Below are 20937 nucleotides of genomic sequence, written 5' to 3'. Positions count from 1 at the left end.
AATTAGAATTTGATGCTTTTAATAGAGGCTTTCGTATAATTTTGATAAGATAGATATAAATAATTCGCGACACTTCTGCGGGACAGTGAGCCAAGCAAGCAACAACAGATGGTAAAATATCTGTTAAACTTGAAGAGCGCCCGCAGTGTGGGAGCGAATTTTTTTCTTGAATTCATCATGCGTTTGAGACGAATTAGAACATGAGGCTAAAGAAATTGCCTCTTTCTGAAAGTAGGTGTCATTAGATTGGAACAGCAACAAGAGGCAAGAATGAGACTTCGAATGCTCTTGCAACAACTAGAGTTAACAGATGATGTATATATGTCATTTTTTGAGGAAGGTGAACTATCACGCCTGACAGTTCATAAAAAGGATAGACTTTGGCATTTCACAATTAAGTTAAAGGATATATTACCGTTTCCGTTATATCAGCTTTTCCGTACGCATTTGACAGAGAAATTTTCAACGATAGCACAAGTTAATACGACATTTGAAACATTAGAAAAAAATGTCACAGAGGAACTGGTGCAAGCGTACTGGCTAAATGTTGTGGAACAAATTGATGAGATGGCTCCAACGCTTAAAAATTGTCTCATCACTCAAATACCAACATGGAACGGCCAAAAAATGACTTTATCCTGTATGCAGGAAATGGAATTTATGATGCTCAAAACGAAGTATGCGGACAAACTAGCAGAAAGCTATGGTCAATTTGGTTTCCCTCGTATGGCAATCGACTTTGTGCTACAAGAAGAAACGGAAGAAATGATAGCGGCACAGGAAGCATTTATGGAGCAGAAACGTCTGGAAGAAGTGGCTCTGGCACAGCAAGCGATGCAAGATTTCCAAAAGCGTGAGCAAGAGAAGAAAGACAATCCGGCACTGGCCAACCTTGGCGACCGTCCATTCCAACTTGGGATGCATATTAAAGATGATGAAATCATGGAAATTAAACGGATTGTTGAAGAAGAACGCCGTGTTATTATTGAAGGATTTGTCTTTGATACGGAAATAAAAGAATTAAAAAGTGGACGCTCCTTATTACAAATCAAAATTACCGACTATACAGATTCCATCATTGTTAAAATGTTTTCTCGTGACAATGATGATGCTGAATTAATGCAACATCTGAAAAAGGGCATGTGGGTTAAAGTTCGAGGCTCTGTGCAAACTGATACGTTTATTCGTGATTTAATAGTTATGGCGAATGATATTAATGAAATCAAAAAAGAAACACGACAAGATTTAGCACCAGAGGGTGAAAAGCGTGTTGAGTTACATTTGCATACACCAATGAGCCAAATGGACGCTGTTACACCTGTTGATCGGCTTGTTGCTCAAGCTGCAAAGTGGGGGCATCCAGCAATAGCTATTACAGATCATGCGGTGGTGCAATCTTTCCCTGAAGCATATGCAGCGGGCAAAAAACATGGCATTAAGATTATTTATGGTCTGGAAGCAAATTTAGTTGATGATGGTGTACCAATTGCCTATGCTCCAGAGCATCGTTTATTGGCAGACACAACGTATGTTGTTTTTGACGTAGAAACGACAGGGCTATCAACTGCATATGATACCATTATTGAATTGGCTGCAGTTAAAATTAAAGATGGACAAGTTATTGATAAATATGAAAGTTTTGCAAATCCACATCATCCACTTTCGGCTACTACCATTGAATTAACAGGTATTACGGATGATATGGTTCGAAATGCACCAGAGGTAGAGCAGGTCATTAAAGAATTTCATGCCTTTATTGGAGATGCAATCGTTGTCGCTCATAACGCATCATTTGATATTGGCTTCCTATATACAGGCTATAAAAAATTTGGTCTTGAAGACACAGTCCATCCTGTCATTGATACATTAGAGCTAGCAAGATTGCTTTATCCTACAATGAAAAACCATCGCTTGAATACACTGTGTAAAAAATTCAATATTGAATTAACACAGCATCACCGAGCAATTTATGATACAGAGGCGACAGGATTTCTACTGCTGCAGCTATTAAAGGATGCTGATGAGCTAGCTATTAAATACCATGATGACTTCAATAAGCATATTGGTGGTGGGGATGCTTATAAAAAAGGTAGACCTATGCATTGTACAATTTTAGCAGTTGATAATGCAGGCTTAAAAAACTTATTTAAAATCGTCTCACACTCTCATACAAAAACATTCTATCGTGTTCCTCGGGTGACACGTGCTGTGCTTGAACAATATCGTGAGGGTTTATTAGTTGGATCAGGTTGCAGTAATGGTGAAGTATTCGAAACAATGATGAATAAGTCTCCAGAGGAAGCAGAGAAAGTCGCTCGTTTTTATGATTATATTGAGGTGCAACCGAAGGCTGTATATGCACCATTAATCGAACGCAATGTTGTACGTGATGAATGGACATTAGAAGATATTATCCGTAAACTTGTTAAACTCGGGAAGAAGCTAGATAAACCTGTTGTTGCAACTGGAAATGTTCATTATTTAGATCCGACAGATGGGATGTTTAGGCAAATACTTATTGGTTCACAAGGTGGAGCAAATATTTTAAATCGTTCTAAGCTACCAGAAGTCCATTTTAGAACAACTGATGAAATGCTGAAAGAATTTGATTTTTTAGGACCGGACCTTGCAAAAGAAGTGGTTGTGACGAATGCTCAAAAAGTAGCAGCAAGTATTGGGGACGTTAAACCGATTAAGGATGACCTATATACACCAAAAATTGAGGGCTCCGATGATGAAGTAACCAATTTAACTTATGAAATGGCCCATCGTATTTATGGTGAGGAGTTACCGGAAATTGTGAAAGCTCGAATTGAAAAAGAGTTAAAATCGATTTTGGGACACGGTTTTGGTGTAATTTATTTAATTTCTGCCAAGCTAGTGAAAAAATCATTAGCTGATGGCTATTTGGTAGGGTCACGTGGTTCGGTGGGTTCCTCATTAGTAGCCACTTTTATGGAAATCACAGAGGTTAACCCATTACCGCCTCACTATATTTGTCCTAGTTGTAAACATTCCGAGTTTTTCGATGATGGATCTGTCAGCTCAGGCTTTGATTTACCAAATAAAGACTGTACGGAATGTGGAACACCTTATAAAAAAGATGGACAAGACATACCATTTGAAACCTTCCTTGGATTCAAAGGTGATAAGGTACCAGATATCGATTTAAATTTTTCGGGTGAATATCAGCCTCAAGCGCACAACTATACAAAGGTGCTATTTGGTGAGGATTATGTATTCCGTGCTGGAACAATCGGTACAGTTGCGGAGAAAACAGCATATGGCTATGTGAAAGGCTATGCAAATGATCATAATTTACATTTTCGTGGAGCAGAAGTTGATCGTTTAGTTCAAGGCTGTACAGGAGTAAAACGTACAACTGGGCAACACCCTGGAGGAATTATTGTTGTTCCAGATTATATGGACATTTATGATTTTTCTCCAGTGCAATTCCCTGCAGATGCACAGGATGCAGAATGGCGTACAACCCATTTTGATTTCCACTCTATTCATGACAATATTTTAAAGCTAGATATACTTGGACACGATGATCCAACGGTGATCAGAATGTTACAGGATTTATCGGGAATCGATCCTAAAACAATTCCGACCGATGATCCTGTCGTCATGAAAATTTTTAGTTCTCCTGAATCTTTAGGTGTTACAGAAAAGCAAATTGGCTGTAAGACAGGGACACTAGGTATACCAGAATTCGGTACGCGTTTTGTACGTCAAATGCTAGAAGATACGAAGCCTTCGACATTCTCGGAACTTGTACAAATTTCTGGACTTTCCCATGGAACAGACGTATGGCTAGGGAATGCACAAGAATTAATTCAAAACGGTACATGTGTGCTAAAAGAAGTAATTGGTTGTCGTGATGACATTATGGTGTATTTAATTTATCAAGGTCTAGAGCCGTCACTAGCCTTCAAAATTATGGAATCTGTTCGTAAAGGGAAGGGATTATCAGAAGAATTTGAAGCCGAGATGCTCGCCAATAAAGTACCAGGTTGGTATATTGAATCTTGTAAAAAGATAAAATACATGTTCCCGAAAGCCCATGCCGCAGCATATGTGCTAATGGCAGTACGAATTGCCTGGTTCAAGGTACATTTTCCAATCCTTTATTATGCAGCGTATTTCACAGTTCGAGCAGATGATTTTGATTTAATTGCAATGGTGCAAGGATCGCAAATGATTCGAGCACGGATTGATGAAATCAATATGAAAGGCTTAGATGCATCCACTAAAGAGAAAAACTTATTAACGGTGCTGGAGCTTGCATTAGAAATGTGTGAGCGAGGTATGAGTTTCCAAAAGGTTGACCTATATCGTTCCCAAGCTAGTGAGTTTGTCATTGATGGCAATTCACTAATCCCTCCGTTCGATGCAATTCCGGGTCTTGGAACCAACGTGGCGAAAACGATCGTAGCTGCTCGTGAAGAGGGAGAGTTTTTATCCAAGGAAGATTTACAGCAACGTGGTCGTGTTTCCAAAACGCTTATCGAATACATGGACCAGCTTGGTTGTTTAGAAGGCATGCCTGATGCTAATCAGTTATCGCTATTCTAGTATTACAATTGTTTTGCATGGAAAGGTCACAATGTAAATTCAAATTCCTGACACAATATGGTTATCTATAATGAAGGAAATTTGCATTGTGTCGAGAACTGTGCTATTCTAATGGTAATAATTTGTTGATATTTTTCCAGCAAAAGAGTGGGGCATACCCGCTCTTTTCTGTTGTTTAACCGTAGCAAAACAAATTTTGACTAACAGCAGGTAAGACCGTAAAATTTCACCAAAGCAACTGGTGGAATTTCTGTTTTATTATGGTTCATTACTGCGTTAACCTGATAGTGATGAACAATTCATACGCTAGAATTTGATAAATACAGGAGGAAATAATGAGCAAAGTACCATCTTTAATTGAAGAGCTCGCTAAACCAATTGTGGATGAGTTAAATCTTGAGCTAGTGGATATTGAGTTCGTAAAAGAAGGACGAAACTGGTTTTTACGTGTCTATGTTGATACACCTGAGGGTGGAATTGACATAGATCAATGTGCTCAAGTGAGTGAACGACTAAGCTTGTTATTGGATGAAAAAGATCCAATTACACAAAACTATTATTTAGAAGTTTCTTCGCCTGGAGCGGAACGTCCATTAAAAAAAGATACGGATTTTGTCAAAGCAGTTGGCAAGTTTATTTATGTAAAAACCTATGAGCCCATCAAGGACATGAAGGAATTCCAAGGCTACTTAACGTCATACGATGAACATACATTAGTGATGGAAGTGCGTATTAAAACACGTAAAATAACAGTAACAATTGAACAAGAAAAAATCGCATTGGCACGACTTGCCATCGATTTTTCTGCATAAAGCATATTTAGGAGTGAAAACAAAATGAGTAGTGATTTGTTAGATGCGCTGAATGCGCTAGAAGAACAAAAAGGAATTTCAAGAGATGTGTTAATCGAAGCCATTGAAGCGGCATTAGTTACAGCTTACAAACGCAACTTTAACCAAGCACAAAATGTTCGAGTAGACTTAAATTTAGATAAGGGCTCAATTCGTGTATTTTCACGTAAAGATGTTGTGGAAGAGGTAGAAGATGATCGTTTGCAAATTTCTTTAGAAGATGCAAAAGTCATTAATCCAGCCTATCAGCTAGAGGATATCGTGGAGCAGGAAGTAACACCACGTAACTTTGGACGCATTGCTGCACAAACAGCAAAGCAAGTAGTTACACAACGCGTACGTGAAGCGGAACGAGGTTTAATTTATGAGCAGTACGTAGACCGTGAAGATGATATCGTAACTGGCGTTGTTGAACGTTTAGATGCTCGTAATATCTATGTAGGTTTAGGGAAAGTAGAAGCGGCATTGCCTGTTAATGAACAAATCCAAGGTGAATCTTATCATCCACATGATCGTATTAAAGTGTATATTACAAAAGTGGAACGTACAACTCGTGGACCTCAAGTGATTGTGTCTCGTACACATCCTGGTTTATTACGTCGATTATTTGAGATGGAAGTACCTGAAATTTATGAGGGTATTGTAGAGATTAAATCAATTGCACGTGAAGCTGGAGATCGCTCTAAAATTTCTGTTTTCGCTCATAATGAGGAAGTGGATCCAGTTGGTTCATGTGTTGGGGCAAAGGGAGCTCGTGTACAAACAATTGTCAATGAACTAAATGGTGAAAAAATTGATATCGTAGAATGGTCTGAAGACCCAGTTGTATTTGTAGCTAATGCATTAAGCCCATCAAAAGTATTAGATGTACAAGTGAATGAAGAAGAAAAGTCGACAACAGTCGTTGTACCAGACTATCAATTATCTCTAGCTATCGGTAAACGTGGGCAAAATGCTCGTCTAGCAGCGAAGCTTACTGGCTGGAAAATTGATATTAAGAGTGAGACTGATGCCCGTGAATTAGGTATTTATCCTTCGGCTACAAGCACTTTCATCCCTGCTCATGATGAAGAAAGTGATTTTGATGATGTAGCAGTTGACTTATATCAAGACGACGAAGAATAAGTAAGAAAGCCCGTGTGACAAGTTAGCTGACAGTATTCAGTGGGCCCCCTACGCCGACTGAATACTGTCAGAGCGTCAAGTAGAGCATGACTTGTCCACCTCTTACGACAAGCTTCAGAGAGGAATGGTGATTCTTATGGCTGTAAACAAAAAAGTACCTCTTCGTAAATGTGTAGCAACTGGAGAAATGCTACCAAAGAAAGAGATGATACGTGTTGTTCGTTCGAAAGAGGGCGAAGTAAGTGTAGATGTCTCCGGGAAAAAGCCTGGGCGTGGTGCCTATGTCTCTAAATCAGAGCAGGCAGTTGACCTCGCGCGTAAGAAAAATGTATTAGGGCACCAACTTGATGTGAAAATTCCTGAAGAAATATACGAGGAACTTATTTTGCTGATTCGTAGGGAGTCAATTTTATGATAAATCAAGCAATATTTAATTTGCTTGGAATCGCAGCAAGAGCACGTAAGGTGATTTCAGGAGAAGAGTTAGTAGTAAAGGAAGTCCGCAATGGCAATGCTAAACTAGTACTGCTTGCAAACGATGCTTCTAAAAACTCTAGTAAAAAAATTCAAGATAAGTGCACGTACTACAACGTTGAGTATCATGTAATTGGAGATCGATATGATCTAGGACATGCTACAGGTAAGGAGGCCCGTGTGGCTTTAGCTATTACCGATAAAGGTTTTGCAAGTAAATTGTCTAGTCTACTCAACGAAAACTAATCGGGGGTGAGCAGATGACCAAAATCAGAGTTCATGAATATGCGAAGCAAGTGAATAAAACGAGTAAAGAGGTTATTGAAGCACTAAGTAAATTAAATGTGAGTGTAACAAACCATATGTCTATGTTGGAAAAAGACGCTGTGGCAAAGTTAAATCAAACATTTAAAGCAACACCTGAGAAAAATGTAGCAAAACAATCAACTCAAAACATGGCACAAAAACCTCAATCAAATGGCCAGCAAAAACCACAGCATTCGGTGAAAAAGCAAGAAGGACAAAGGCAGCAATCTGCTACTTCTAAGCCAAAAGTAAACAATCAGCAACATGCACAGCAAAACTCAAATTCGTCTAACGAAAAATCTAAGAATACAAAAGGTAATCAAAATAGAAATATGACACAAAATAATAATAATAACAATAATAATCGTAGAGGTGGCGGTGGTTACAACCAACGTCCAAAACCAGGGATTCATGGAGGCAAACGTCGCCATCCAAAAACGCATCAACCATCAATTCCAGTGAAACAAAAGGAACTTCCAGAAAAAATTACTTTTGTTGAATCATTATCAGTTGCAGAATTAGCAAAAAAATTACACCGTGAGCCATCTGAAATCATTAAAAAATTATTCATGCTTGGCGTAATGGCAACAATTAACCAAGAATTAGATAAGGATGCAATTGAATTAATTTGCGCAGACTACGGTGTAGAAGTGGAAGAAGAAATTCGTGTAGATATTACGGATTTAGAAACACACTTCGAGCAAACAGAAGAAGTAAACGAGGCAGATTTATCAGAACGTCCGCCAGTTGTAACAATTATGGGTCACGTTGACCATGGTAAAACAACTTTATTAGACTCTATTCGCCATACAAAAGTAACAGCAGGAGAAGCTGGTGGTATTACACAACATATTGGTGCATACCAAGTTACAGAAGGCGACAAGAAAATTACATTCCTTGATACACCAGGACATGCGGCTTTCACAACAATGCGTGCGCGTGGTGCAAAAGTAACGGATTTAACAATTTTAGTTGTAGCTGCTGATGATGGTGTTATGCCACAAACAGTAGAAGCGATCAATCATGCCAAGGCTGCTGAAGTACCAATAATTGTGGCTGTGAATAAAATGGATAAACCATCGGCAAATCCAGATCGTGTGATGCAAGAATTAACAGAACATGGCTTAGTTCCTGAAGCATGGGGTGGAGATACAATTTTCGTTCCAATTTCAGCGTTAAAAGGTGAAGGCATTGATACATTGTTAGAGATGATTTTACTTGTAGCTGAAGTAGGCGAGCTTAAAGCAAATCCAGAACGTTTAGCACTTGGAACAGTAATCGAAGCTCAGCTTGATAAAGGTCGTGGCTCTGTTGCTACGCTTTTAGTACAAGATGGAACATTAAAAGTAGGTGACCCAATCGTTGTAGGTCATACGTATGGTCGTGTACGTGCGATGGTAAATGACAAAGGTCGTCGAGTAAAAGAAGCTGGCCCATCAACTCCAGTTGAAATTACAGGTTTAAATGATGTACCTCAAGCAGGTGACCGTTTCGTTGTCTTTGAAGACGAGAAAACAGCACGTCAAGTTGGAGAAACAAGAGCAATGTCAGCGATTCAAGCACAACGTTCAGAAAAACAACGTGTAACGCTTGATAACTTATTTGAACAAATGAGCCAAGGCGAAATGAAAGAGCTCAACTTAATTGTGAAAGCTGACGTTCAAGGTACTGTTGAAGCTATGGCAGCCTCCCTAATGAAAATTGATGTGGAAGGCGTAAATGTGAAAATTATTCATACAGGTGCTGGAGCTATTACCGAATCTGATATTTCTCTTGCAGCAGCTTCTAATGCCATCGTTATTGGATTTAATGTACGTCCGGATGTTAACGCAAAACGTGCAGCAGAAGAAGAGGGTGTAGATATTCGCTTACACCGCATTATCTATAAAGTAATTGAAGAAATTGAACAAGCAATGAAAGGTATGCTTGATCCTGAATTTGAAGAAAAAATTATTGGTCAAGCAGAAGTTCGTCAAACAATTAAAGTATCAAAAGTTGGTACAATTGCTGGTTCATATGTAACAGAAGGAAAGGTAACACGTGATTCAGGTGTACGTGTGATCCGTGATAACGTCGTTATTTTTGAAGGTGAGCTAGATACGCTTAAACGCTTCAAAGATGAAGTAAAAGAAGTGGCAAAAGGATACGAATGTGGTATTACGATTACAAACTTCAATGATATTAAAGAAGGCGACATTATTGAAGCCTATATTATGGAAGAGGTTAAACGCGCCTAATGATCGTGTATGCAGAGGTTGAATTTATCATTCAAACTGCCCATTCGTTAAAGGAAAAGCGTGCTGTCTTACAGCGTATGATTACCCGCACAAAGCAGAAATTTAACGTTTCTATTGCGGAAATTGACCATCAAAATGTATGGCAGCGTACGAAATTAGCACTTGTTGCTGTTTCTTCTTCCAAAGAAGCAGCTGAACGAGAAATTAATCACGCGCTCCACTATTTAGAGTCAAATCCGTCATGGGAACAGCTTAATGTGTGGCGAGATTATTTATAAGTAGTAGTAGATAGTTGTCTAGCTTACGAAGGCATGGAACACACAACTATCTGTACATCGAAATAGAGGTGACAAATTATGTCTCTACGTTCAAACCGTGTTGCCGAGCAAATGAAAAAGGAGCTTGGTGATATTCTTGGCCGTAAAATAAAAGATCCGCGTGTTGGTTTTGTGACTGTTACAGGTGTTGAAGTAACGGGTGATTTACAGCAAGCGACAATCTATATTACATCTTTAGGCAACGAACGTGAACGAGAGGAAACGCTTAAAGCTTTAGTAAAAGCTTCGGGCTTCATTCGCTCTGAAATCGGATCACGCATTCGTTTACGACGTACACCAGAATTAATCTTTGAATTTGATTCATCGATTGAATATGGGAACCGTATTGATTCATTGTTAAGAGATTTACACAAAGAATAAGCTAAAAAAGTCTGCCACATGCATGTTTATGCAGGCAGACTTTTTAGCTTCATGGAAAAAGTTATATTGCCAATGAATAAATAAATGATAGAGTAAGCAGTTTGGGAGGAGCTATATGAACGGTATTTTACCGCTTTGGAAAGAAAGAGGCATGACAAGCCATGATTGTGTCTTTAAATTACGCAAAATTTTGCGGACAAAAAAAGTTGGGCATACAGGTACACTGGATCCAGGTGTTGAGGGCGTACTACCAATTTGTATTGGCCAAGCAACTCGAATAGCAGAATATTTAACTGACGCAGGGAAAACCTATGAAGCAATCATTTCAATTGGTCGTACCACGACAACCGAGGATGCAGAAGGTGAAACCGTTGAAGAAGATCTTACGATAAAAAAATTTTCTCGTGAACAGTTGTTAGAGGTTTTAGCTTCATTGACTGGAGTTATTGAACAAACACCACCCATGTTTTCAGCAGTAAAAGTTAATGGGAAGCGCCTCTATGAATATGCGCGAAAAGGTGAAAGTGTTGAAAGACCAACTCGCCAAGTAACAATTTATAATTTAGAGCTACTTGATGAGCTAGCACATTATGAGGGACAAGAAATCACATTTCCAGTACGTATCGCCTGTAGTAAAGGGACATATATTCGAACATTAGCTGTGCAAATTGGTGAGGCGCTTGGCTATCCAGCACATATGAAGGAGCTTGTACGAACTGCTTCTGGTACTTTTACACAGGATAACTGTTTTACGTTAGCACAGGTTGCTGAGCTAATGGAGACTGAGCAAGTAGCTTCCTGCATTTTACCTGTCGAGTATGCATTAGCAGACTATCCATATATTGAGATTACGAATGCCAATGAAAAAGAAATTTTCAATGGACAAGTGCTTCCAGCAGATGCATTATTAAATAGTCATGATAAAATTGTGTATGGAATCAATGGAAAGGCAGTTGCGGTTTATCAAGCTCACCCAACAAAGGATGGTTTGATGAAGCCACATAAGATGTTTCCGACGATAGAGTAGGAGGATTTTTCAATGGAGGTCATTCATTTAAAATACCCACATCAATTACAGCAACGAGAAAGCATGCAGCCGTATTCATTAGCTCTTGGCTTTTTCGATGGTGTACATAGAGGGCATCAAGCAGTTATCAAGGCAGCTAAGGAAGAGGGCAACAAGCGACAAATTCCAACTGCAGTGATGACATTCGATCCACATCCTTCATTAGTCCTTGGTGGACGTAACGAAAAGGTTTTTTATATTACACTCTTACAACAGAAATTACAGCTGTTTGAAGAACAGGGTGTGGATACGGTATTCGTTGTCCACTTCACTTCAGATTTTGCCAAACTTTCACCAGCGGCATTTATTGATACATTTATCCGTGGGTTAAATATTCAGCATGTGACAGCTGGCTTCGATTATTCGTTTGGAGCATTTGGTAAGGGAACAATGGAAGATATGCGTTTATTAAGTAATGGTGATTATGGCGTTACAATTGTTGAGAAGAAAACAGATGATGTTGAGAAAATCAGCTCTACCCGTATACGCAAGCTATTACAAGAAGGCGATATGGAAGAAGCAACAGTTTTATTAGGGAGACCGTTTGAAATCAATGGGATTGTTGTCCATGGTGATAAACGTGGTCGTACTATTGGTTTCCCTACTGCAAATGTCCAAGCATTAGAAGGAACGTTTATTCCAGCTAGTGGTGTTTATGCTGTTCGTCTGCTTGTACAAAATAACTGGTATGATGGTGTTTGCAACGTGGGCTATAAGCCAACTTTCAAAGATCCAAATGATAAGCAATTATCGATTGAAGTCCATATTTTAAACTTTGATAAAAATATCTACGGTGAAGAAGTACATGTGGCATGGTATAAACGTATACGAAGTGAACGGAAATTCGATGGTATTGAGGCCTTGAAAACACAAATTGAAAAGGATAAACAAGAAGCAATCCGTTACTTTAACCAGCTATAAGAAGTACTTCATTACTGTAGTCACATTAGCCAAGTCGACGTTTTACTTGCTTGACTATGTGATTTATGGTAATATTCATAAGTGCATAAATGCTTAACCTTAGCTCGGTATATCGATGACTCCAACGTTTACTGTGCTAATGGGGATTAATTATAATTTAGGAGGTCCATACAAATGGCTATTACAAAAGAACGTAAAAACGAAATTATCGCTGAGTACCGTACTCACGAAAGTGACACTGGTTCACCAGAAGTACAAGTTGCAGTATTAACAGAGGAAATCAATGCTCTAAATACTCACTTACGTACTCACAAAAAAGATTTCCACTCTGAGCGTGGTCTTCTTAAAATGGTAGGTCGTCGTCGTCACTTATTAAAATACCTTCGTGAAACAGACGTACAACGTTACCGTGAATTAATCAACCGTTTAGGCTTACGTCGCTAATTAATAGCAAAAGTAATCCTATATTAGACTGTAGACAAACTGATGTTTGTCTACAGTCTTTTTTTTGAGATAATCTTGTTAATTTTGTTCAACAATAAGCCATAACTTTTTTACACTACGATGAACGATAGATAAAAATGATTTGATACTTGATAAAAGGGTGATATATTCTAATCACATTTCACAGCCCATTTATAGTCATTGCGTTCATCATTTGCAAGTGTAATTGAAGTAGATAAATTGAAGGCTAGATTGCTATTATATTTCATGAAATACAATCCAGCAAATTATAGGATAGAGGCTCAAAATTGGTACATAAGCGTCAATCATACAATCTAAATGCTATCATTGAATACTAGTAAACGATGGCTATGGGTTAGAAAACTTTCTATGTTAATAGTTGGTGAAATGTAAACTAAATCATTTAGAAGGGTGAGTAGGATGTTTAACCAATTATTAAGAGAGAATAATATTGTTGCAGGTATTTTAACAGTTATTCGTGTTTATTTAGGCTGGCATTGGCTTACAGCAGGTTGGGGAAAATTGTTTAATGGCTTTGATGCATCTGGCTTTTTAGCCAATGCTATTGCAAATCCAGTGACAAGTGGAGAAGAGCTCGCCTACCCACTGTATGTAAAGTTTATTGAATCATTTGCTTTGCCAAATGCTGAGCTAATTAATATTCTTGTGCCTTGGGGAGAATTTTTAGTAGGGCTAGGATTAATTCTGGGATGCTTAACGACATATGCTGCATTTTTTGGTATGGTCATGAATTTTGCCTTCCTAATGGCAGGTACTATATCTAGCAATCCTTGGGATATTTTACTTGCAATCTTTATAGCCGTTGCTGGTTACAATGCTGGGAAATTTGGGCTTGACCGCTTTATTATGCCAATCATAGGTGAAAAGATGGCGAGAAATAAGAAAAAAGAAGTTGTTCAACCTGTTAAAATTACATAATAAAATTTTTACATATCTTATATTAGGAGACTACTCATTAGTCTGAATATACCCCGCCCATTATATGGGTGGGGTATTTAAGTTGTTGAAAAAAGAAATGTCACTAGCAGAAAAGCAAGGTGAGGGGGTGATTTTCGTTCCACTGGGCGTCCGATGATTCAGCTTTACTCACTTACGCTACTTTCACAAAAATTCTATTGATGGTTTTACTTTTCAATACTATGTAAATCCCGACTATTATTTGCCTGACTTACTAACTTTCCTAGATGAACCAACTTTCTTTTACCTTATAGGATGTTGTATGATAAGCTCCATGTTATAATAAGTCTATTGTTTAAACTTGTATTTGAAAAACTAATGTTAGCGAAGCAGTTATTTCCATTTACATACATTACTTTTCGTCAAGAAGGAATCAATATAAAAAAATCCATATACCAAAAATGCTTTTTCAATAAAATAATGAAATAAATCTTAAATAAATTGGCAATAACTGAATTTAAATGTATGATTATTTCATGAAATATTATTTAGCATAGAACAAGCATTTTTGGTACACTTACTATTAGTACATACAGACGAAGTAAGTGTTTTTATAATAGAGAGGGGTTCATTGAATGAACGAAAAGAAAGTCTATTCCTATGAATGGGCTGGCCGTCCACTTGTAATTGAAGTAGGACAGTTAGCAAAACAAGCAAACGGAGCCGCATTAGTACGCTATGGCGATACTTCTGTACTTGCTACAGCAACAATGTCAAAATCACCTAAACCACTTGATTTCTTCCCATTAACAGTAAACTATGAAGAGCGTCTATATGCTGCAGGTAAAATTCCTGGCGGCTTTATTAAGCGTGAAGGACGTCCATCTGAAAAGGCGATTTTAGCAAGCCGTTTAATCGACCGTCCGATTCGTCCGATGTTCCCGGATGGTTTCCGTAATGAAGTACAAGTTATTTCTATGGTTATGTCAAATGATCCTGACTGTACATCTGAAATGGCAGCAATGGTTGGTTCATCATTAGCATTAGCGATCTCTGATATTCCATTTGATGGGCCAATAGCAGGTGTACAAGTTGGTTATATTGATGGAGAATTCATTGTAAACCCGACAGTAGAGCAATCGAATCGCTCAACAATTCATTTGTCTGTAGCAGGGAACAAAGATGCTATCAATATGGTTGAAGCGGGAGCACTTGAAGTACCAGAGGAAATCATGTTAGAAGCGATTATGTTCGGTCATGAAGAAATCAAAAAAATCATTGCTTTCCAAGAGCAAATTGTGGCAGAGGTTGGTAAAGAAAAGTTACCAGTGACACTATTTGAAATTGACGAAGCAATTCAAGCCGATATAAAAGCAGCTTGTGAGACTGATATGCATGACGCAATTCAAACGGCAGAGAAACATGCTCGTGATGAGGCAATTCAAGCTGTTAAAGAGCGAGTTATCGCTTCCTATGAAGAGCAAGAAGCAGATGACGAAACAATGAAACAAGTGTACACAATTCTTGACAAGATGGTAAAAGAAGAAGTACGCCGTCAAATCACGGAAGATAAGATTCGTCCAGATGGTCGTAAGCTCGACGAAATCCGACCACTTTCTTCTGAAACAGGCTTATTACAACGTACACATGGTTCAGGTCTGTTTACACGTGGACAAACACAAGCACTTTCTATTTGTACATTAGGTGCGCTTGGTGATGTACAAATTATTGACGGTTTGGGTGTGGAAGAGTCAAAACGCTTTATGCACCATTATAACTTCCCTCAATTTTCTGTAGGGGAAACGGGTCCAATCCGTGGACCAGGTCGTCGTGAAATTGGTCATGGTGCGTTAGGTGAGCGTGCACTTGAAGCAGTCATTCCAGATGAGTCGGTCTTCCCTTATACAATTCGTTGTGTATCAGAAGTACTTGAATCAAACGGATCAACTTCTCAAGCTTCTATTTGTGCGTCTACATTAGCCATGATGGATGCGGGTGTCCCATTAAAAGCACCAGTTGCAGGTATTGCAATGGGCCTTATTAAAAAAGGTGAACATTATTCTATTTTAACGGATATTCAAGGAATGGAAGACCATTTAGGCGATATGGACTTTAAAGTGGCTGGTACAGCTAAAGGTGTAACAGCTCTACAAATGGACATTAAAATTGATGGTTTATCTCGCAATATTTTAGAAGAAGCACTGACACAAGCAAAAGTCGGACGTATGCATATTCTAGAATCAATGCTTGCTACACTGCCAGAGCCACGTAAACAATTATCTGCGTTTGCACCAAAAATTGTTATTGTAAAAATTAATCCTGATAAAATTCGCGATGTAATTGGACCAGGTGGTAAACAAATTAATAAAATTATTGAAGAAACGGGCGTTAAGATTGATACAGAGCAAGATGGTACAATCTATATTTCTTCTGCTGATGAAGCAATGAATGCACGTGCAAAACAAATTATTGAAGATATCGTACGTGAAGCAAAAGTAGGGGAATACTACTTATCAACAGTGAAACGTATTGAAAAATTCGGCGCCTTTTGCGAAATCTTCCCAGGGAAAGATGGCTTGCTTCACATTTCTGAAATTCAAGAGGAACGAACAAAGCAAGTGGAGGACGTCTTAAAACTTGGCGATCAATTACTTGTAAAAGTGATTGAAATCGACAAGCAAGGTCGTGTGAATTTATCTCGCAAAGTAGTAATTCAAGAGGAAAAAGAGCGCGCTGAACAAGAAAAATAATATTGATTAAAAGGCTGCGTAAATTGCGCAGCCTTTTTCGATAGTAGCAAGAAGAAAAGTAGAGGATTTTTATAATTGGGGGAGATAGTTTGGTTCAAGTACATACATGTCAGAATGGTGTTCGAATTGTATCAGAGCAAATTGATCATGTAAGATCAGTGGCATTAGGTATCTTTGTGAATGCTGGCTCTCGCTATGAGCTACCTGAAGAGAATGGTATCACACATTTTATTGAGCATATGTTGTTTAAAGGCACAACAACTCGTTCAGCTCGTCAAATTGCTGAAGAATTTGATCGAATCGGAGGAGAGCTAAATGCCTTCACATCGAAAGAAAATACATGTTACTATGCTAAAGTTTTAGATCATCATGCGGAGCTTGCGGTCACAATACTAGCAGATATGTTTTTCAATTCTACCTTTGCGGAAGAAGAATTAGAAAAAGAGCGACAAGTAGTATTAGAAGAAATTTTAATGAGCGAAGATGCTCCTGATGATGACGTTCATGAGAAGCTGTGGGGTGTCATGTATCCGAATGATGCACTCGGTCGTCCAATACTAGGTACGGCTGCTACATTAAAGACATTTACAGCAGATGCTATACGAAAATATATGGATAAACATTATGGGCCAGAGTCCGTTGTTATTTCTATTGCAGGTAATATTTCATCTCAGCTTATGCAAACGATTGAAGATTTATTTGGTCACTATCAACCTTCACCGCATGCTATTGCGCCTGTCCTGACAAATCCTTCATTTTATCCAGGGGAAATTACAAAAATACGCGATACAGAGCAGGCACATGTCGCGATTTCCTATCCAGCAATTGGTGTAAAAGATCCAGATATGTATAGCTTTATTGCGCTTAACAATATAATTGGAGGCAATATGAGTTCTCGATTGTTTCAGGAAGTACGAGAAGAACGTGGGCTAGCCTATTCTATTTTCTCCTATCAATCGTGTTATGCAGATGTAGGTGCTTTTACGATTTATGGTAGTACTAGTCGACAGCAATTAGCACAGCTTCAGCACACGATTGATGCCACTTTATTAGATATTGTAGCGGGTGGTGTGACAGAGGAGGAGCTTGATAATGCGAAAGAGCAGCTTAAAGGAAGCTTTGTCCTTGGCTTAGAAGGGACGGGAGCTCGTATGAATCGAAATGGAACAAGTGAACTTGTTCATCGCAAGCATCGAACAGTAGACGAGGTTCTTAAATCGATAGATGCCGTATCGATGGAGTCAGTGGATCGGCTGATTGCTAAAATTTTAAAAGCCGAACCAGCTATCTCAATCATAGGTCCTAGCGAATAAAGATATTTTAATAAGATAGTATTTGTTCAAGCTATTATTAGATAGGAGATTGGCATTTATTTTCAATGTGGATAAGTGACAACAGCCCTCCATAAAATGAGTAGTGAAAACCTTTACCCAGAAGGTAACACTTTATGAACTGGCGAGGGAAGGTACTTGATTCAAGGGGATAGCGAGACATGTCACCCTCTCTAAATGGAGAGGTAGCGAAGGAAGCCGCTCTGCACATGCTCATAGGAAAGCAAGTAGCCTGCAATGAAATCCATTTCCTTTTGATTGACTGTTTTGCTATTCAACACGATTAAAAATAGGCTGCCAAATAAGGCAGCCTATTTTTTGATGAATGTTTAGCAAATTTCCTTTGCCAAATATAAATAAAGACATTTGTGAAACACAAGAAAAGTGATGAGGATACTAATCAGTGTTGGTATGAATAAGATAATTAAATTTGCAGCTACTAGTGATAAATAATAATGAATAACAAAATTTAGCAGAATGATAAGCACAATAGCTGTAAGCATTCTAACCGTTCGCATTCTCTCTGTTTCATCAAGATGCTGAATATAAAATTGACTACAGATGAGGAAAGAGGCGCTACTTATATAAGCAAAGTACATAGCAAGATGCTCGATAAAATTTTCAGATGCATCAGGTTGTGAGAAATACATAGGCGCAAGGATAATAAAGAGCAATGCAATAAGGCCATAGCAAAATAAAAAATCGGATTGCAATTGTGTTTTCTTTGATAGAGGTAGCGTATTGACATACATTGTCCACTTTACTTGACGGTCGCCTCTATATAAATTATCTACGATGTTGGCTGAAATAACGACAACAAATAATCCGATAGAAGGACTATCTACAAAAGGTAAATGTACAAAATGAAGAAGTAAACATATCGTCATTGTAAAAAGAATAGTCCATTTTTGTACGACAATTCTTTGTAACAACAGTGCTCGCATGAGATCCCTCCTAAAACTCTTTTCTTTTATAAATAGCAGTAGAAACTAGAGAGGAGAGGCAGAGCAGTATTAGCCCGCCCAAAGGTGCTAAATAGACATATTGCTTTAAATATAGAAACGTTTGAGTCATATCAGGGATATATTCTTTAAACATCCCCGTTAAGAAGCCAGGAATAAAACAAAACGCAATGAGGACTATTCTTCCTTTAATAGAGCCAAATTTAATATAGATAGGTAGTAATACGGCTAATAAACAGAGCGCCGATGTTATGATCAAATTAAACGTTAGGAAAAATTCTGAAGTGATGTCGTTATTGGTAAAAAAATTGATAAAAAATAGGATAGGTAATGCCATAACAAGTCCGAAAATCATTAACATCACACTGAGTATATATTTACTAAAAACGATATCCGCTTTAGAAATTGGTAAAGTATTAGCGTATTTATCCCACTTACTTTGTTCATCGTAGCTAAGCGCAGTTATCGCTTGTATCGTAACAATAAAAACAATAACAGCTAGAAGCATTGCGCTTTGCTGCATAAAAATCGCCATCACAAGAAGAAATATAAGAACAAATGCTTGTGCTTTCATTTGTCGTTGAATGGTCATTAAATCTTTTAGGATAAGTCCTACCATATTTAAACACTACCTTTCACGAAAAATAGCATGATATCTTCTATAGAAGGCCTTTCAAGTCTGAAAGCCTCATTTACTTCATTTTTCAGAACTAATGCTTCTATTCCAAACGCACCAGGACGGGTTCTTAGAATAGCATGCTCTGGCAAGTCGTTTACTTCCTCACTGTTACCTTTGAAAATACCATATTCATATAATAGAGCATCTTTACTCTCGCTCAATAAAATCTCACCATTATGAATTAACGTAATATAGTCAGCAATTTTTTCTAAATCGCTTGTAATATGCGATGAAAATAAAATGCTGTGCGTTTCATCCTGCATAAATGCTAAAAATAAATCCAGAATTTCATCCCGAATAATAGGGTCTAATCCACTTGTTGGCTCATCTAAAATCAATAATTTTGGATGATGTGCCAATGCTAAGGCAATTGATAGCTTCATCCTCATTCCTCGTGATAGTTCCTTTATCTTCTTCCTCTTTGGCACCTTAAATTGAGCTAATCTTTCAAAATAATAGTCTGAATCCCATGTTTGAAATACTTTTCTCATGATTTTGTCGAGTTGCGTCGCATTTAGCGTTTCTGGTACATGTAAATCGTCAAATACAACGCCGATGTCGTTTTTTATCGATAGTTCGTGTTCGACATGATCTTTGCCAAATAGCAAAATTTCGCCATATTCTTTTTTTATTAAATTCAGCATGCATTTTATCGTTGTTGATTTGCCAGCCCCGTTTTCTCCAACAAAACCCATTACCGTGCCTTGTGGGACGGAAAAACTTATATCTTTAAGAAAAAAGCCTTCAAAGCCCTTATGTAGATCATGAATTTCAATGGCATTCATATTACTTATCCTCCTCTAACATTAAAGATAGTAGTTCTTGTAATTCTTCACCAGAAAGTCCAGCGGTTTTCGCTATTTTTGCTGCCTTTTGCAAATGCCCCTCTACCTGCCGTAATAGCTCCTCACGTAGAAAGTCTTGATTTCGTTCTGTGACAAAGCTCCCTTTACCAGCGACTGTTTCAATGAAACCATCTCGCTCTAAATCAGCATAGGCACGTTTAGTGGTCATCACACTTATTTTTAAATCCTTTGCTAAAGCGCGGATAGACGGTAGTGCATCACCAGCCTGTAATTTATTAGCTAAAATAGCCTCTTTGAGCTGTATGGTGATTTGTTCATAAATAGGTTTTTCACTCGCATTACTTAAATGGATATGCACAAATCATCACCTCTTATAACTGTATATATACACTATATACAGAAAGCGATAAAAATGCAACATATTCGTACTTTAGGTAGGGGTCACGATTTGCAAAAAGTCCGCATATATTGAGGTAACGGCTCAAGGAGGGAGATGAGGCATGCTACTATCTGAGATGGTGGATAAGGAGTTAATTCAAATTGAGGGTGGCGTACATTTTGGCATCCTGGCACATACAGAATGCCTATTAGATGTGCAAACAGGGAAAATACATGGTTTTGAAATTGTGAAAGATAAACTACCATTCCAAAAAAAGAAAATGAAAGTTAGTGAAATGATACCTTGGCACGAAATTATTTTAATTGGTGAAGATCGTATTTTATTTAATAAGACATCTACAGTACAGTCAGAATATTTACAGTGAGGTGAG

19 protein-coding genes are annotated in these 20937 nt (G+C 38.1%); 15 read left to right on the top strand and 4 right to left on the bottom strand.

Annotation, left to right across the window (positions count from 1 at the left end):
* Nucleotides 1–246 precede the first annotated feature (246 nt).
* From VK91_RS05625 to VK91_RS05560, 14 genes are all read left to right on the top strand, one after another.
* Entirely contained in the window at nt 247–4578 is a 4332-nt protein-coding gene (locus VK91_RS05625; protein WP_112117501.1) for a PolC-type DNA polymerase III, read from the top strand.
* A gap of 335 nt (nt 4579–4913) precedes the next feature.
* A complete protein-coding gene (gene rimP, locus VK91_RS05620; protein WP_004269252.1) occupies nt 4914–5390 on the top strand; it encodes a ribosome maturation factor RimP in 477 nt (158 codons plus the stop codon).
* Between the two features lie 24 nt (nt 5391–5414).
* Nucleotides 5415–6554, top strand: coding sequence for a transcription termination factor NusA (nusA, locus tag VK91_RS05615; RefSeq protein WP_048391564.1), 1140 nt, complete (start codon nt 5415–5417; stop codon nt 6552–6554).
* A gap of 136 nt (nt 6555–6690) precedes the next feature.
* Nucleotides 6691–6969 carry an RNase P modulator RnpM gene (rnpM, locus tag VK91_RS05610; RefSeq protein WP_004269250.1) on the top strand — a complete coding sequence of 93 codons (279 nt, stop codon included), beginning with the start codon at nt 6691–6693 and terminating at the stop codon, nt 6967–6969.
* A complete protein-coding gene (locus tag VK91_RS05605) occupies nt 6966–7274 on the top strand; it encodes a YlxQ family RNA-binding protein (RefSeq protein ID WP_004225011.1) in 309 nt (102 codons plus the stop codon). Before rnpM ends, VK91_RS05605 begins: the two co-directional genes overlap by 4 nt.
* A gap of 14 nt (nt 7275–7288) precedes the next feature.
* Entirely contained in the window at nt 7289–9571 is a 2283-nt protein-coding gene (gene infB / locus VK91_RS05600; RefSeq protein ID WP_048391561.1) for a translation initiation factor IF-2, read from the top strand.
* Entirely contained in the window at nt 9571–9849 is a 279-nt protein-coding gene (locus VK91_RS05595) for a DUF503 domain-containing protein (RefSeq protein ID WP_008178987.1), read from the top strand. The genes infB and VK91_RS05595 overlap by 1 nt, the downstream gene beginning before the upstream one ends.
* A 78-nt stretch (nt 9850–9927) precedes the next feature.
* A complete protein-coding gene (gene rbfA / locus VK91_RS05590) occupies nt 9928–10269 on the top strand; it encodes a 30S ribosome-binding factor RbfA (protein WP_004225003.1) in 342 nt (113 codons plus the stop codon).
* Between the two features lie 115 nt (nt 10270–10384).
* Nucleotides 10385–11296, top strand: coding sequence for a tRNA pseudouridine(55) synthase TruB (gene truB, locus VK91_RS05585; RefSeq protein ID WP_004225000.1), 912 nt, complete (start codon nt 10385–10387; stop codon nt 11294–11296).
* A gap of 12 nt (nt 11297–11308) precedes the next feature.
* Complete coding sequence (ribF, locus tag VK91_RS05580; protein ID WP_004224996.1) at nt 11309–12256, top strand: riboflavin biosynthesis protein RibF; 948 nt, start codon at nt 11309–11311, stop codon at nt 12254–12256.
* 174 nt (nt 12257–12430) lie between these two features.
* Nucleotides 12431–12700, top strand: coding sequence for a 30S ribosomal protein S15 (gene rpsO, locus VK91_RS05575; RefSeq protein WP_004224992.1), 270 nt, complete (start codon nt 12431–12433; stop codon nt 12698–12700).
* A 441-nt stretch (nt 12701–13141) separates the two neighbouring features.
* Nucleotides 13142–13660 carry a DoxX family protein gene (locus VK91_RS05570; protein ID WP_048391558.1) on the top strand — a complete coding sequence of 173 codons (519 nt, stop codon included), beginning with the start codon at nt 13142–13144 and terminating at the stop codon, nt 13658–13660.
* Nucleotides 13661–14274: 614 nt separating this feature from the next.
* Complete coding sequence (gene pnp, locus VK91_RS05565) at nt 14275–16389, top strand: polyribonucleotide nucleotidyltransferase (RefSeq protein ID WP_048391556.1); 2115 nt, start codon at nt 14275–14277, stop codon at nt 16387–16389.
* Between the two features lie 89 nt (nt 16390–16478).
* Complete coding sequence (locus VK91_RS05560) at nt 16479–17702, top strand: pitrilysin family protein (protein ID WP_048391554.1); 1224 nt, start codon at nt 16479–16481, stop codon at nt 17700–17702.
* A 347-nt stretch (nt 17703–18049) separates the two neighbouring features.
* On the opposite strand, the gene VK91_RS05555 is transcribed toward VK91_RS05560, so the two are convergent.
* From VK91_RS05555 to VK91_RS05540, 4 genes are read right to left on the bottom strand one after another with little or no spacing between them, the layout of a single operon-like run.
* Entirely contained in the window at nt 18050–18664 is a 615-nt protein-coding gene (locus VK91_RS05555; RefSeq protein ID WP_048391552.1) for an ABC-2 transporter permease, read from the bottom strand.
* 10 nt (nt 18665–18674) lie between these two features.
* Nucleotides 18675–19301, bottom strand: a complete 627-nt coding sequence (locus VK91_RS05550) for an ABC-2 transporter permease (RefSeq protein WP_048391550.1) — start codon at nt 19299–19301, stop codon at nt 18675–18677.
* A gap of 2 nt (nt 19302–19303) precedes the next feature.
* A complete protein-coding gene (locus VK91_RS05545; protein WP_004224974.1) occupies nt 19304–20146 on the bottom strand; it encodes an ABC transporter ATP-binding protein in 843 nt (280 codons plus the stop codon).
* 1 nt (nt 20147) lies between these two features.
* The gene (locus VK91_RS05540; protein WP_048391548.1) at nt 20148–20525 is read right to left on the bottom strand and encodes a GntR family transcriptional regulator; all 378 of its coding nucleotides are present in this window, start codon (nt 20523–20525) and stop codon (nt 20148–20150) included.
* Nucleotides 20526–20667: 142 nt separating this feature from the next.
* Between VK91_RS05540 and VK91_RS05535 the strand changes: the two genes are divergently transcribed.
* The gene (locus tag VK91_RS05535) at nt 20668–20931 is read left to right on the top strand and encodes a hypothetical protein (RefSeq protein ID WP_004224966.1); all 264 of its coding nucleotides are present in this window, start codon (nt 20668–20670) and stop codon (nt 20929–20931) included.
* Nucleotides 20932–20937: the final 6 nt, after the last annotated feature.

The organism is Lysinibacillus sp. LK3 (assembly GCF_001043675.1).
Taxonomy (GTDB): Bacteria; Bacillota; Bacilli; order Bacillales_A; family Planococcaceae; genus Lysinibacillus; species Lysinibacillus capsici.
Note: the sequence above shows the minus strand (reverse complement) of the source record. Positions and strands in the feature narration are given on the sequence as shown.